At 72.0% G+C, this 14867-nt stretch carries 13 protein-coding genes; 8 read left to right on the top strand and 5 right to left on the bottom strand.

Annotated elements, in window-relative coordinates:
* Positions 1–131: 131 nt before the first annotated feature.
* Positions 132–1772 carry a M4 family metallopeptidase gene (locus SCAB_RS42025; RefSeq protein ID WP_013006161.1) on the top strand — a complete coding sequence of 547 codons (1641 nt, stop codon included), beginning with the start codon at positions 132–134 and terminating at the stop codon, positions 1770–1772.
* A gap of 181 nt (positions 1773–1953) precedes the next feature.
* Here the strand turns inward: SCAB_RS42025 and SCAB_RS42020 are convergent, their stop codons facing one another.
* Positions 1954–2388, bottom strand: a complete 435-nt coding sequence (locus tag SCAB_RS42020) for a RidA family protein (RefSeq protein ID WP_013006160.1) — start codon at positions 2386–2388, stop codon at positions 1954–1956.
* Between the two features lie 134 nt (positions 2389–2522).
* On the opposite strand from SCAB_RS42020, the gene SCAB_RS42015 reads away from it, so the two are divergent.
* The 7 genes from SCAB_RS42015 to SCAB_RS41985 all read left to right on the top strand — a co-directional run bounded on the left by SCAB_RS42015 (position 2523) and on the right by SCAB_RS41985 (position 10334).
* Positions 2523–3338 (top strand): fumarylacetoacetate hydrolase family protein, encoded by an 816-nt coding sequence (locus SCAB_RS42015; RefSeq protein ID WP_013006159.1) that lies wholly within the window; start codon positions 2523–2525, stop codon positions 3336–3338.
* Positions 3339–3520: 182 nt separating this feature from the next.
* Entirely contained in the window at positions 3521–4006 is a 486-nt protein-coding gene (locus tag SCAB_RS42010; RefSeq protein WP_013006158.1) for a cupin, read from the top strand.
* The gene (locus SCAB_RS42005; protein WP_013006157.1) at positions 4006–4965 is read left to right on the top strand and encodes an acyl-CoA thioesterase; all 960 of its coding nucleotides are present in this window, start codon (positions 4006–4008) and stop codon (positions 4963–4965) included. Before SCAB_RS42010 ends, SCAB_RS42005 begins: the two co-directional genes overlap by 1 nt.
* Entirely contained in the window at positions 4962–6596 is a 1635-nt protein-coding gene (locus SCAB_RS42000; protein ID WP_013006156.1) for an AMP-binding protein, read from the top strand. Before SCAB_RS42005 ends, SCAB_RS42000 begins: the two co-directional genes overlap by 4 nt.
* A complete protein-coding gene (locus tag SCAB_RS41995; protein WP_013006155.1) occupies positions 6593–8968 on the top strand; it encodes a bifunctional salicylyl-CoA 5-hydroxylase/oxidoreductase in 2376 nt (791 codons plus the stop codon). The genes SCAB_RS42000 and SCAB_RS41995 overlap by 4 nt, the downstream gene beginning before the upstream one ends.
* Positions 8965–9438 carry an acyl-CoA thioesterase gene (locus SCAB_RS41990; RefSeq protein ID WP_013006154.1) on the top strand — a complete coding sequence of 158 codons (474 nt, stop codon included), beginning with the start codon at positions 8965–8967 and terminating at the stop codon, positions 9436–9438. Before SCAB_RS41995 ends, SCAB_RS41990 begins: the two co-directional genes overlap by 4 nt.
* Positions 9435–10334: a PaaX family transcriptional regulator gene (locus tag SCAB_RS41985; protein WP_231885190.1), complete on the top strand. Its 900-nt coding sequence runs from the start codon at positions 9435–9437 to the stop codon at positions 10332–10334. Before SCAB_RS41990 ends, SCAB_RS41985 begins: the two co-directional genes overlap by 4 nt.
* An 11-nt stretch (positions 10335–10345) precedes the next feature.
* Here the strand turns inward: SCAB_RS41985 and SCAB_RS41980 are convergent, their stop codons facing one another.
* The 4 genes from SCAB_RS41980 to SCAB_RS41965 form a co-directional block, all read right to left on the bottom strand.
* Positions 10346–11830: an FAD-dependent monooxygenase gene (locus tag SCAB_RS41980; protein ID WP_013006152.1), complete on the bottom strand. Its 1485-nt coding sequence runs from the start codon at positions 11828–11830 to the stop codon at positions 10346–10348.
* 200 nt (positions 11831–12030) lie between these two features.
* Positions 12031–12873, bottom strand: a complete 843-nt coding sequence (locus SCAB_RS41975; protein ID WP_013006151.1) for a 3-hydroxyacyl-CoA dehydrogenase family protein — start codon at positions 12871–12873, stop codon at positions 12031–12033.
* Positions 12870–13637: an enoyl-CoA hydratase/isomerase family protein gene (locus tag SCAB_RS41970; RefSeq protein WP_013006150.1), complete on the bottom strand. Its 768-nt coding sequence runs from the start codon at positions 13635–13637 to the stop codon at positions 12870–12872. The genes SCAB_RS41975 and SCAB_RS41970 overlap by 4 nt, the downstream gene beginning before the upstream one ends.
* Positions 13634–14815 carry a thiolase family protein gene (locus tag SCAB_RS41965; protein WP_013006149.1) on the bottom strand — a complete coding sequence of 394 codons (1182 nt, stop codon included), beginning with the start codon at positions 14813–14815 and terminating at the stop codon, positions 13634–13636. Before SCAB_RS41965 ends, SCAB_RS41970 begins: the two co-directional genes overlap by 4 nt.
* Positions 14816–14867 lie beyond the last annotated feature (52 nt).

Genomic DNA, 14867 nt, shown 5'->3' with positions numbered 1-14867 from the left:
GCCTCTTGAATGCCAGGACAAGATCAGCGCTGCCATCGGCGCCGCTCTCAGCGTCCTCCCTACGCGCCTCTCCGGCGCGCCCCCCACACGCGCCCGAACCGGCGCCTTTCTCCAGGAGACAGAGAACCGCGATGAGTTGGATACGGCAGCACGCCCGGGCCTCCCGTCTCGCCACCGCCGGCCTCACCACCACCGCCACGCTGCTGGCCGGGTTACTCTCCCCGGCCGCCGACGCGGCCGACGGGCCCGCCCGTTCCATCGCCCTCGACAACGCGGCGGCGGCCCTCGTCGACCGGGCCGAGGCCCTGGGCCTCACCTCCGCACAGGACACCTCCGTGACGGACGTGGTCGTGGACGAGGACGGCGCCCAGCACGTTCGTTACGACCGCACGTACCGTCAACTCCCCGTGCTGGGCGGCGATTTCGTCGTGCACTTGAACCCCGACGGGACCTTCCGCAACGCCGACCGGGCTACGAGCGCGGCGATCTCCCTTCCGAGCACCACCCCGAGGGTGCCGGCCGCGAAGGCGGCCCGTGTCGCCGTGAACGCCCTGCGCGCCGCGCACCCTGGGGAGGCGCTGCAGCAGGCCGGGGCCGAGCCCCGGCTCGTCGTCGACGCCCTGCACGGCGCCCCGAGACTGGCCTGGCGCACGGAAGCCGCCGGGCTGGACTCGCTCGGCAACCCGGCCGCCCGTACGGTACTGACCGATGCCCGCACCGGTGCCCGGATCGATGCCTGGGACACCATGGAGACCGTCACCGGTGAGGGCAAGTCCCTGTACAGCGGCACGGTCCCGCTGGAGACGACCCTCTCCGGTGCGGCGTACCAGCTCAAGGACGCCACGCGCGGCCACACCCACACCATCGACGCGGCCGACAGGACCGACACATGCACCGCCGGTACCTGCGGCGGCGTCCCCACCACCCCCATCACCGACGACGACAACCGCTGGGGCACGGGCACGACCGCCGACCGTTCGACGGCCGCCGTCGACGCGCAGTACGGCAGCGACATGACCTGGGACTACTACAAGGACGTCCATGGCCGCAACGGGATCGCCGACGACGGCAGGGGCTCCTTCAACCGCGTCCACTACGGCAAGAACCTCTCCAACGCCTTCTGGAGCGACAATTGCTTCTGCATGACCTACGGAGACGGTAACGGCACCCATTTCGGGCCGCTGGTCGGACTGGACGTCGCCGCGCACGAGATGTCGCACGGCGTGACCTCCAGAACGGCCAAGCTGGTCTACTCGGGCGAGTCCGGCGGGCTGAACGAGGCCACGTCCGACATATTCGCCATGCTGGTCGAGTTCTACGCGGGGAACGCGCAGGACCCCGGGGACTACCTGATCGGCGAGAAGGTCGTCCGCCCCGGCTTGGGACGAGCCGCCCTGCGCTTCATGGACAAGCCGAGCAAGGACGGCGGCTCGGCCGACCACTGGAGCAGTGCGGTCGCCCGGCTCGACGTCCACTCCTCGTCGGGCGTCGCCAACCACTTCGCGTATCTCCTCGCGGAGGGCAGCGGCAGCAAAACCATCAACGGCGTCACCTACCACTCGGAGACGTACAACGGCTCGACCGTCACCGGCATCGGCCGCGCCGGGCTCGGCGCGATCTGGTACCGCGCCCTGACCGTCTACATGACGTCCTCGACGAACTACGCCGGAGCACGGACGGCCACCCTCAACGCGGCCCGCGACCTCTACGGCGCGGACAGCACCGAGTACGCCGCGGTGGCGGCGGCCTGGAGCGCGGTCAACGTGAACTGAGCGCCGCCCGCGCCGGAGATGTCACACGGCCGCTCCGATCCCGGATCCGGGATCGGAGCGGCCGGCCGCCTTTGCGGGCCGCCTCGGAGAACGGCACCCCCGGCGGCTACGGCGGCCGTCACTCCGCCGCGGCCTTGTCGCACCCGCGCTACGGGACCAAGTGACCATGTGCCGGGGGTACTTACGCGGCCCCGGGCCGCACCAGCCGCTCATCGGGGATGACCGCGACTCCCACGATCTCGATCAGAGCCTCGGGCTGCCACAGTGCCGTGGTGCCGATGCCGGCCATCGCGGGATAGACCGGGCCCGCCAGTTCGCGCCACACCTTGCCGATCTCCCTGCCGTGCGCCTGGTAGTCGGGAATGTCGGTCAGGTAGATCGTGATGCTCACCAGGTCCCCGGGGATGCCGCCCGCTTCCGTCAGCGTGGCGAGGATGTTGGTGAAAGCCTGCCGGAACTGCTCCACGATGCCGCCGGGCACGATCCGCATGTTCCGGTCGAGGGCGGTCTGGCCGCCCAGGTGGAGCGTGTTGCCGCTGAGTGTCCCGTGCGAGTAGCCGCTGGGCTCGGGCAGGGACGCGGGGTTGATCGGAACCGGGGCCGAGTGGGTCGCCATAGAAAGCTCCTGCGGAACGTTGCCGTGGCTGGCTGCCTGCCGCCTCACCGTAGCATCTATTGACACGACACTGACGGTCGTAGACATAATGAAATACCCCGAGGGTCGGAACACGGCCCGGAGAGGGATCACTCATGCGTCTTTCGACCGTCTCCCACACGGCGGGTACGAGCGCCGCGGTCCTCCACGGAGGCACGTGGCGAGCGCTCCCCGCCCCCGACCTGTCGGCGCTGCTGACCACCACGCCACCGCAACGGTTCGCGGACCTGGCCGGCGACGTGCTCGACGATGCCGTTCCCGTGCTTCCGCTCCCCGCCCCCACCAAGGTGATCTGCTGCGGACTGAACTACGCCGACCACATCCGGGAGACGGGCCGGGAGCTTCCGGCCCACCCCACGCTCTTTCCCAAGTACGCCGACACCCTCACCGGCCCCGATGCCGACATCGTCCTGCCGGGCGGCCTCCAGGTCGACTGGGAGGCCGAACTCGCCGTCGTGGTGGGCGCGACCCTGCGGCGCGCGGACCGGGAGACCGCGCTCGCCGGAATCGCCGGCTACACGGTGGCGAACGACCTGTCCGTGCGCGACTGGCAGTACCGCACCCTGGAGTGGTTCCAGGGCAAGGCGTGGGACGCGTCCACTCCCCTGGGTCCCGTGGTCGTCACACCGGAGGAGATCGACCCCGCCGCCGGCCTCGACGTGGTCTGCCGCGTCAACGGTGAGCAGGTCCAGCGCGACACCACCCGGACGCTGGTGTTCGACGCCGCCGACCTCCTCGCGTACATCTCCACCTTCACCGTGCTGCGGCCCGGCGACCTCGTGCTGACGGGTACGCCCGGCGGCGTCGGAGCGGCCCGGACGCCCCCGCGCTACCTCCGCGACGGAGATGTCGTGGAGACCGAGATCGCCGGCATCGGCACCCTGCGCAACACCGTGCGCTTCACCGACTGACGTCCCCCCGTTTTCCCCTCCTTCTCCCGCTTCCCCCTCCTTCTCCTCCTTCTCCTCCTGCCCGACCCTCTCCGCCTCTTGCCCGTCGCGACCGACCAGGAGACCGCGTGAACCCCGATCCCGATCGATTCGTCCCGGGTCATTCCCTCCCGGATCCTTCCCTCCCCGGTCATGCCCTTCCGGTGCGGCCCGACCCCGGGCCCTACGTCCTCGACGGCGACAACTCGATGTACGCCGGCCCGAGCGGCCTGGTCGTACCGGTCGTGACGCGGGCCGGTGCGGAGCCCGGGGACACCGGGCAGTCCGCCGGCGCCACCCGGATCTCGGGGGTCAGCATCCAGCACACCCCGGCGACCAGGATCTGGTTCGGCAAGGTCCACAACGACGGCGGCTACCGCTCCGTACCCCATCACCACGGTGAGGCGGAGACCGGCGGCTACGTGCTCTCCGGCCGGGCGCGGATCTACTTCGGCGCCCGGTTCGAGGACTACATCGACATGGCGGAGGGCGACTGGGTCTTCGTCCCGCCGTTCCTGCCCCACGTCGAGTGCAACCTTGACCGCAACAGGCCGCTGACCTGGATGACGACCCGGACTCCGGAGAACATCGTGGTCAACCTCCCCCAGGTCGAGGACACGGACCTGCGCGACTGGACGGACCGCCCCTGATGACCGACACCACCTCGGACGTCTTCACCGCCGCCGTCACCCTGACCCCGGTGGAGGCCGAGCGCTTCGACCTCGCCTTCACCGCGGTCACCCAGCCCTGCCCCTGGCCGAAGGCGTACGGCGGCGACCTGGTCGCGCAGGCCGCGGCGGCGGCCATGAGGTCCGTCGACGACGGCAAGACGCTGCACTCCATGCACTCCTACTTCATGCGCCCCGCCGACATCGGCGCCGACGTGCGCTACGAGGTGGAGCTGCTGCGGGACGGCCGCGGCTACGCGACCCGGCAGGTGCGCGGCTACCAGAACGGCAAGCCGCTCTACGTCTGCCTGGCGAACTTCGCGGCGGGCGAGCCCGGCGGAACACACACCGGCGCCGTTCCCGACTGGCTGGGCACGGAGCTGCCCGATCCCGAGGAACTGCCCAGCACCGCGGAGTACCTCGCGGGACGGACCGGGGGCACGATGACCGCCGAGTCGCAGCGCTACTGGGCGGAGGGCCGGGGCTTCGACATGCGCCATGTGCCGGGTCCGGTCTACCTCGACGTCGAGGGCGCCCGGGAGCCGCACCAGGCGGTCTGGGTCAAGCCGTTCGACGCCCTGCGGCCGGTGGACGGACTCACCGACGCACAGCGTGACGCGGCCGCCCTCGCGTACGTCTGCGACTACACCGTCCTGGAGCCCGTCCTGCGGGTCCTCGGCCTGCCCTGGGCCCTGGAGGACCTGGTCACCGCCAGCCTCGACCACGCGATGTGGTTCCACCGCGCTCCCCGCGCGGGGGTGACGGACGGCTGGCTGCTGTACACGCAGGAGGCGGTCGCCGCCGACGGCGGACGCGGGCTCGGCTCCGGCCGGTTCTTCACCCCGGACGGCACCCACCTGGCGACCGTCGCCCAGGAGGGAATGATCCGGGCGGCAGGCCTCCGCGCCTCGCGCCCCCTGTCCGAGGGAGGACCGGCATGACCCTGTCGCCCTCGGGCCACCTCGACACCTTCGCCCGGGACCATCTCCCCGGGGCCGGGGACTGGCCGGTGCTGGAGTTCACCACCGACCAGCTGCGGTACCCCGAACGCCTCAACGCGGCCGTCGAGTTGATCGACCGTCCGACCGCCGCCCTCGGCCCCGACCGGCCCGCGCTGCGCACGCCCGACGGTGAGGTCTGGAGCTACGGCGAGCTGCGGCGGCGCTCCGCGCAGATCGCCGAGGTGCTCACCGAGGATCTCGGTCTGGTGCCCGGCAACCGGGTGCTACTGCGCTCCCCCAACACGCCCTGGGCCGTGGCCGCCTGGCTGGGCGTGCTCCGGGCCGGCGGCATAGCCGTCGCCGTCATGACCGCGCTGCGGGCCCGCGAGCTGGCACCGATCGTGACGAAGACGCGGCCCGCCGTGGCGCTGGTGGACCACCGTTTCCTGGACGAGGTGCTCGCGGTGCGGGACACGGTCGCACCGGAGCTGACCGTGGTGCCGTGCGGCGGCGCCGGGGCCGACGACCTCAGCGTCCTGGCCGGGCGGAAGCCGGGCCGCTTCGCGGCGGTCGACACCGCCGCGGACGACGTCGCGCTGTTCGGGCCTACCTCGGGCACCACCGGCGTCCCCAAGATCACCACCCATTTCCACCGCGACCTCCTGTCGATCGACAACACCTTCGGCAGGAACACGCTCGGGCTGCGGTCCGACGACCTGGTCGCCTGCACCGCGCCGCTCGCCTTCACCTTCGGCCTCGGCATGCTGGTCGTCTTCACCCTGCGGGCGGGCGCCTGCGCGTTCCTCACCGAACCCGTGCCGCCCCCGCGGCTCGCCGACCTGGTGGCCGAGCACGGGGTGAGCGTCCTGGCCACCGCCCCGACGGCCTACCGGCAGATCCTCAACGCGGGGAAGGTGTCGCGATTGGCCGGACTGCGCCGGGCGGTCAGTGCCGGCGAGCACATCCCGCAGGGCCTGTGGGAGGAACTGCGCGACCGGCTCGGCATCCGGGTCATCGACGGGATCGGCGCCACGGAGATGCTGCACATCTTCATCTCGGCCGCCGGTGACGACATCCGCCCCGGGGCGACCGGCAGACCCGTACCGGGCTACCGCGCGGCGATCCTCGGGCCGGACGGCGAGGAACTCGGCCCGGGAACCGAGGGCCTGCTCGGGGTGATCGGCCCGGTCGGCTGCCGTTACCTCGACGACGAGCGGCAGGCCGGCTACGTCGTCAACGGCTGGAACATCACCGGTGACACCTTCCTCCGGGACGAGGACGGCTACTTCTGGTACCGGGCGCGCAACGACAGCCTGATCGTGTCGTCCGGCTACAACATCGCCGGGCCCGAGGTGGAGGCCGCCATCGACACGCACCCGGACGTCGTCGAGGCGGCCGTCGTCGGCGCGCCGGACGCCGAACGCGGCGCGATCGTCTGCGCGTTCGTCGTCCTGCGGGACGGGGTGGCGGGTGACGCCGTGCGGGCGAAGGACATCCAGGATCACGTGAAACAGCAGATCGCGCCGTACAAGTACCCGCGCGAGGTGCGTTTCGTGGAGGCCCTGCCACGCAATCCCAGCGGCAAACTGCAGCATTTCAAGCTCCGTCGGCTCCTGGAGGAGCGAGCATGAGGATCGCTATCGTCGGCGGCGGCCCGGGCGGGCTGTACTTCGCGGCCCTGATGAAGCAACTGGACCCGGCGCACGAACTCACCGTCTGGGAGCGCAACGCGCCCGACGACACCTTCGGGTTCGGAGTCGTCTTCTCCGACGAGACCCTGGGCGGCATCGACAACGCCGACGACACGGTGCACGCCGCGATGGAGAGCCGCTTCGCCCGCTGGACGGACATAGACGTCGAGTTCGGCGGCAGCCGCTTCACCGTCGGCGGTCAGGGCTTCGCGGCGATGAGCCGCAAGGAGCTGTTGCAGATCCTGCAGCGGAGGGCCGCGGACCTCGGCGTCACCGTCCACTACCGGACCGAGGCACCGGACGTGGACGAACTGCGGACCTCCCACGACCTGGTGCTGGCCGCCGACGGCCTCAACTCGGCCGTCCGCACGAAGTACGCGGACGTCTTCGGACCATCCTTGGACGTCCGGCGCAACAAGTACATCTGGCTGGGCACCGACCTGGTCTTCGAGGCGTTCCAGTTCTTCGTCAAGCAGACGCGGTGGGGCACCATGCAGATCCATGGCTACCCCTACTCCGCCACGGGTTCGACCTTCATCGTCGAGATGCACGAGGACGTCTGGCGGCGGGCCGGCTTCGACCGGACGACGGACGAGGTGTTCCCGCCGGGTGTCTCCGACGCGCACGCGGTCGCGCGGATCGGGGAGATCTTCGCCGACGAGCTGAAGGGCCACCGGATCCTCACCAACAACTCCAAGTGGCTGAACTTCACGACGGTCCGCAACGAGCGCTGGTACGACGGCAATGTGGTCCTGCTCGGCGACGCCGCCCACACCGCCCACTTCTCGATCGGCTCGGGCACCAAGCTGGCCATGGAGGACGCTCTCGCCCTGGCGGCCTGCCTGCACGAGCATCCGACGGTGGCCGACGCTCTCGCCGCCTACCAGAGCGAGCGCAGGCCCGTCGTCGAGTCGACCCAGCGGGCGGCGCAGGCGTCGCTGGAGTGGTTCGAGAACATCGGGATGTACGCCGGTCAGGAGCCTGCGCAGTTCGTCTTCAACCTGCTCACCCGCTCGCGCCGCATCACCTTCGACAGTCTCAGGGAGCGTGACGGCGAGTTCGCCGCGCTGATGGAGGCGGAGTTCGCCCGGAGCCAGCGGGCGCCCGGGGTGGCCCCGGCGATGTTCCAGCCGGTCCGGATCGGTCCGCTCGCGCTGGAGAACCGGGTCGTCGTCTCCCCGATGGACATGTACTCCTGCGACTCCGGCGTCCCCGGTGACTTCCATCTGGTGCACCTGGGCTCCAAGGCGCTGGGCGGGGCCGGGCTGGTGATGAGCGAGATGGTCTGCGTGTCCCCGGAGGGGCGGATCACCCCGGGCTGCCCGGGGCTGTGGTCCGACGAGCAGCGCGACGCCTGGCGCCGGGTCACCGGGTTCGTGCACGAGCGCACGAGCGGGAAGATCGGTCTCCAGCTCGGCCACTCGGGCCGCAAGGGCTCGACCAAGCTGATGTGGGAGGGCATCGACGAGCCGCTGGAGGACGGCAACTGGGAGGTGATCGGCCCCTCGGCGCTGCCGTACGGCGCCGGGTGCCATGTCCCCCGTGAGGCCACCCGTGCGGACCTGGACCAGGTGGTCGCGGACTTCGCCCGTGCCGCCCGGCGCGGGGTGGAGGCCGGTTTCGATCTCATCGAGGTGCACGCCGCCCACGGGTACCTGCTCTCGTCCTTCCTCTCCCCCGTCGCCAACCGGCGCGCGGACGCGTACGGCGGCCCCCTGGAGAACCGGCTGCGGTTCCCCCTGGAGGTCTTCGACGCGGTGCGCCGGGCCGTCCCGTCCTCCGTCCCGGTCACCGTCCGTATCTCGGCGACCGACTGGATGCCGGACGGCAACACCGGGGACGACGCCGTGGACATCGCCCGCGCGTTCATCGAGCACGGCGCGGCCGCCATCGACGTCTCCGCCGGGCAGGTCGCCCAGGACGAACAGCCCGCCTACGGCCGCTCCTACCAGACGCCGTTCGCCGACCTGATCCGGCACAAGGTGGCCGGTCCCGCCGGGGTGCCGGTGATCGCCGTCGGGGCCATCTCCTCCTACGACGACGTGAACTCGATCCTGCTGGCCGGGCGGGCCGACCTGTGCGCGCTGGGGCGTACCCATCTGTACAACCCGCAGTGGACGCTGCAGGCGGCGGCGGAGCAGGAGTACCGCGGGCCCGGCGCGCGGTGGCCGGTGCAGTGGTCGGCGGGCCGCCGCAAGCCGCCCTCCGCCCGCACCGACAAGGTCGCGCCCCGTCTGTCGCTGCTGCGCGAGGGGGCCGCCGCCGATGTGCACCTGCGCTGGACCCCCGCTTCCGGCACGGTGCCCGCGTGAGCACCTCGCTCCGGGCCGGCGGTCCGGTCGGTGTGCACCGGACACGGATCGAGTGGATCGACACCGACGCGGCCGGGATCTACCACAACGGCACGGTCGTGCGCTTCGTGGAGGCCGCGGAGGCGTCGCTCATGCACGGGCTCGGCCTGCACGACTACTTCCCGGTCGCTCCCCGCGTGCGCTACGAGGTCGACTTCGAGGCGCCGCTCTTCTTCGGCCAGGACGTGTGCGCGGTGGTGGAACCGGTACGGATCGGCACCACGTCGATGACCTTCGACTTCGAGGTCTGGGGCGAGGAGTTCCGCGGCCGCCCGCGCCGCCGGGCCGCGCACGGCCGCTATGTGACCGTCCACATCGGCGGGGACCACCACGGTGGTGCCGCGAGCGCTCCGTGGCCGACGGAGTGGGTCGCCGCGCTGACCGGGCCGGTCGGGTCACCGCAGGACCGTCCGGCATACTCACTGGAATGAGTACGATCAAAGGCGACCGGCCCTCACCGGCCGCCCGGCGTTCCCGGACAGTGCTCGTGAGCTTCCTCGGCGCCGTCGTCCGCAAGATGGGCAACTGGATGCCCATCGCCGGCACGGTCGAGCTGCTGACCGATCTGGGGCTGGACGCGCCGAGCGTCCGCACGGCGGTCTTCCGGCTCAAGAAACGCGGCTGGCTGGTCTCGGAGAGCCGTGCGGGCATGCGGGGCTACACCCTGACCCCGGCCGCCCTGGAGGCGCTCGTCGCCGGTGACGAGGTCATCTGGCACGCCCGGCAGCCCGCCGATCTCGGCGACGGCTGGTGCTTCGTGAACTTCTCCGTACCCGAGTCCGCTCGTGCCCTGCGGCACCGGCTCACCGCACACCTCACCTCGCTCGGCTTCGGCAACATCGGATCGGCGGTCTGGATCGCCCCGGCGCGGATGCTCCCGGCCGCCCAGCGCGCCATCGCCGAACTGGACCTCACCGCGCAGTGCGCCGTCTTCGTCGGCGACTACGTCGCCGGACAGGACCTGACGGCCATGGTCCGCGGCGGCTGGGACCTGGACGAGATCGACCGCCGCTACCGGGAGTTCATCGACCAGTACGAGGAGGAGGCCGACCGGCTCGGCGAGGCCGCCGTCATCGACGGCGACCACGCCTTCGTCACCTACCTCGCGGTCGTCGACCACTGGCGCAAGCTGCCGTTCCGCGACCCCGGGCTGCCGCGCGAGGTGCTGGCCGAGGACTGGAGCGGCCCGGACGCCGTCCGCCTCTTCGAGCGGATGGTCACGCTGCTGGAGGGCCGCGCGCTGGCCCACGCCGCCGCCTACTGGCCGGCGCAGCCGAGGACGGCCGGCCGCACGGACGACACCAGAGCGCTGCAGCGCAGTTCCTGACCGTCCTGGAGCTACGGCCGTCGGACCGGCGTACGGGTGCCCGCGCCGAACCAGCGGGCGAGGTGTTCGTCGAGGTCCCGCTGGTCGTCGCCGATCCAGGCGACGTGGCCGTCGGGGCGCAGCAGGACACACGGCTCGTCCAGCGCCGCGGAGGGATCGGCGAGGTGGTCGACCCGGTCCGACCAGGCTCCCGGGGTCAGGCGTCCGGTGCGGTCCAGCAGCAACCCCCGGCCGCGGTGCAGCAGACCGTAGAGGCTGCCGCCCCGAACCTCGATGTCGCGCAGGCGGCGGCCGAGCAGGTCGGGGCCCTCGCCGAAGTCGTAGCGGACGGCGATGCCGGTGATCTTCTCGGTGAGGCGGCGGTTCACCTCGTCGATGCCCATCAGTTCGGTGAGCAGCCTGCGCAGCGCCCGCGGGCCGGGTTCGGTGGAGTGCAGTTCCATCTGGGCGCGGGTGTTGTCCAGCACGTCGGCCGCGACCGGGCGGCGTTCGGCCTCGTAGGTGTCCAGCAGTGGTTCCGGCGCCCGGCCGCGGATCCGCGCGGCCAGTTTCCAGCCGAGGTTGAACGCGTCCTGCACCCCCAGGTTGAGGCCCTGGCCGCCGGTGGGCGGATGGATGTGTGCCGCGTCCCCGGCCAGCAGTACGCGCCCGACCCGGTACCGTTCGGCCAGCCGGGTGGCGTCCCCGAAGCGGGACAGCCAGCGCGGGGAGTGCACGCCGAAGTCCGTTCCGGCCACGGCCCGCAGCTGTCGGCGGACGTCGTCGAGGGTGGGCGGCTGCGCCCGATCGGTGACGCCCTCGGCGGGGACGACGACGCTGTACGCCCTGTCGCCGAAGGGCCTGAGCCGGAGCCGCCCGCCGGTGTCACCGAGCGCGGCCAGCCTGGCGGCGACCTCCTCCCGCGGCACACCCACTTCCATCTCGCCCATCAGCGTCTCGCTCCGCGTGGGCTCGCCGGGGAAGCCGACGCCGAGCTGTTTGCGCACCGTACTGCGGGCGCCGTCGCAGCCGACGAGGTAGCGCGTGCGCAGCCGTTCGCCGTCGGCCAGTTCGACGGTCGCCCCTTCGTCGTCCTGCTGAAGGCCGGTCACCGCACAGCCGTGCCGGACCGTCGCGCCCAGCGCGGTCGCGTGTTCTTCGAGGAGGCGGACGACGACCGGTTGTGGGATGCCCAGCAGATAGGCGTGCGCGGAATCCAGGTTCTGGGGTGCTGGTGCGGCGATGCCGGCGAAGAATCCGCCGGCCGGGCGCTGTCGGCCGTGTGCGCGTACGCGGTCCAGCAGCCCGCGCATGGCCAGCAGTTCGAGACTGCGGATGTGCAGACCGACGATGCGGACGAACGACGCGGGCTCGGTCTCCTTCTCCAGAACGAGTACCCGTACGTCGTGCAGCCGCAGTTCGGCGGCCAGCGTCGCGCCGGTCGGCCCGCACCCGGCGATGATCACGTCGTACGCGTGGGGCGGGGAGGGCTCGGGGGTGAACTGCTCGGAGTCCATGGGTGTGGCCTTTCGGGAGTGACCAGTGGTCGAGGCACTCCCGGCGACACCTACTTCGTTCGCCCGACCATGACGGCACGGGGGAGCACCCACAGCGATACGGCGTTCATGGGTCTCACCTCCTCGGGCGGCGTCACGGCCGACCGAAAGCTACAAGCCCGCGCCCCGACCCGTCCAACCCTTTTTCAGCGGGGTGCCGGTCACGGCCACGCGTAGAACCCCAGTCCGCTCTTGCGGCCGAGTTCACCGCGGGCGACCTTCTCCCGCAGCAGCCGGGGCGGCGCGAAACGCTCGCCGAGGGTGGCGTGCAGGTGTTCGGCGATGGCGAGGCGTACGTCGAGACCGACGAGGTCGGTCAGGCGCAGTGGTCCGGTGGGGTGCTTGTAGCCCAGGGACATGGCGGTGTCGATGGCGTCCGGGGTGGCGATACCTTCCTCCACCATGCGGATCGCCTCCAGGCCGAGGGCGAGTCCCAGGCGGCTGCTGGCGAAGCCGGGTGAATCACCGACGACCACCTCCTGTTTGCCGAGGGCCCTGGTCCAACGGACGGCGGACTCCAGGGTGTCTCCGGTGGTGTCGGGTGCCGTGACCAGTTCGATCAGGGCGGAGACCGGTACGGGGTTGAAGAAGTGCATGCCCAGGAACCGTCCGGGGTGCCGCAGGGCCGCCGCGAGGTCGGTGACCGAGAGGGAGCTGGTGTTGCTGGCGAGTACGCACCCCTCCCCCACGCTCCGTTCGGCGGCGGCGAGCAGGCGTGCCTTGAGTGCCGCGTTCTCCGGGACCGCCTCGACGACGAGGTCGGCGTCGCGCGGCAGTTCGGTCACCGAGGCGACCGCGGTGACCCGGGGCACGGCCTCCTCGGCCCCGGCCCGCCGCAGACCGGCCGCGATGCGCGCCAGGGCGGCGTCCGTGGCATCGGCGTCCTGTTCCACGATCACCACCGCCGACCCGGCGGCGGCGAAGGACTGGGCGATCCCGGCGCCCATACGCCCGCCGCCGATCACCCCTACGACGGCGGGTGCCGCCGATGCTGCCGAGGTCATGCCCGGCCTCCCTTCTTCTCCAGGAAGCGCGTCATGCGTTCCTGCTTGTCCCGGCCCTCGAACAGCACGGCCTGGGCGAGGTCGTCGGCGACCGGGTGGCCGCCGGGGGCGTCCGTCACGAGCTTGGTCAGCCGCAGGGCGAGCGCGGAGGCGCGGGCCATGCGGTCGAGCAGGGCGTGTGCCTCGGCGGCCAGCCGCTCGGCCGGTACGACGTCCATGACCAGCCCGCAGGCGAGTGCGGCGGGCGCGTCGAGGGTCCGGCCGGCGAGCAGCACCTGCTTGGCCACCGACTCGCCGACCAGTTCCCTGAGCCGCCAGCAGGCGCCGGCGGCGGCGAGGATGCCCAGGCCCGGTTCGGGGTTGCCGAAGACCGCGTCGAGGCCGGCGATCCGCAGGTCGCAGGCGTAGGCCAGTTCCGCGCCCCCGCCGAGCGCCCAGCCGTCGACGGCGGCGACGGTGGGCAGGGGCAGTCTGCGGACCCGTTCGAAGAGGCGGCTGTTGATGCCCTGGAGGGCCTCGTCGCGGCCCCGTTCGCGCAGTTCGGCGATGTCGGCACCGCCGGCGAAGACTCCCCCGTGCCCGGTGAGCAGCAGCAGACGCGGGTGGCGCTCCAACTCCTCACAGAGACGGTGGAGTTCGGCGATCATGTGGGCGTCGATGGCATTGCGGGCCTCGGGCCGGTGCAGGGTGACCACGACCCTGTCCGCGCGTTCCTCGACGAGGAGTGTGTCGTACGCGTACGAGTCTGCCGTCGTGGTGCTCATACGCGCTCCACCAGCAGCGACACACCCAGTCCGACGCCCACGCACATGGTCGCCAGACCGCGGCGGCCGTCCTCGCGCTCCAGCCGGCCGAGCAGGGTGAGCACGATCCGGGTGCCGGAGCAGCCGAGCGGGTGCCCGAGGGCGATCGCGCCGCCGTCGGCGTTGACCCGGTCCTCGTCGACCTTCAGGCGGCGCACCACCGCCAGTACCTGGGCGGCGAACGCCTCGTTCACCTCGACGGCGTCCAGATCGCCGATGCCCCAGCCGGCCCGGTCCAGTGCCTTGGCGGTGGCGGGCACCGGGCCGAGCCCCATGAGACGGGGCTCGACCCCGGCCGAGGCGGCGGTGACGACACGGGCCCGTGGCGTGAGGCCGTACCGTTCGACCGCCGCCCCGCTCGCCACCACCACAGCGGCCGCCCCGTCGGACAGTGGCGAGGAGTTGCCCGCGGTGACGATGCCGTCGCCGCGGAAGGAGGGGCGCAGCCCGCTCAGCCGCTCCAGTGAGGTGGACGGCCGGGGGCCTTCGTCCCGGGTGACCTCGCCGTCCGGCACCGGCACGGGCACGATCTCCCGGTCGAGCCGGCCGGCATGCTGGGCGGCGACGGCCCGGCGGTGGCTGCGCAGCGCGAACGCGTCCGCCTCGGCTCGGGTGATGCCGTCCAGGGCGGCGAGCTCCTCGGCGGTCTCGCCCATCGACAGGGTGGTGTCGGCGGGGAAACGCGGGTTGGTGAAGCGCCAGCCGAGCGGGGTGTCGTGCACCTCGCCGGGCCGGGACCAGGGCGTGCCGGGCTTGGCCATCACCCAGGGGGCGCGGGTCATCGACTCCACTCCGCCCGCCACGACCAGGTCGGCCTCGCCCGCCCGGACGGTCTGGGCGGCGGACGCCACCGCCGTCAGGCCGGACGCGCAGAGCCGGTTGACGGTGTATCCGGGCACGGAGTGGGGCAGCCCGGCCAGCAGGGCTGCCATCCGGGCCACGTTGCGGTTGTCCTCGCCGGCCTGGTTGGCGGCGCCGAGGATCACCTCGTCGACGGCCTCGGCCGGGATCGCGGAGCGCCGTACCGCCTCGCGGACGACGAGCGCGGCCAGGTCGTCGGGACGGACGGAGGCCAGGGCTCCACGATGGCGGCCCAGCGGGGTGCGGGCACCGTCGATCAGATAGACCTCGTCGGGCATGGGCGGACTCCTTCACGGAGGGGTGGCGGCGGGTGGCAGAGGGAGGGAGAGG

The organism is Streptomyces scabiei 87.22, from assembly GCF_000091305.1.
Taxonomy (GTDB): Bacteria; Actinomycetota; Actinomycetes; order Streptomycetales; family Streptomycetaceae; genus Streptomyces; species Streptomyces scabiei.
Note: the sequence above shows the minus strand (reverse complement) of the source record. Positions and strands in the feature narration are given on the sequence as shown.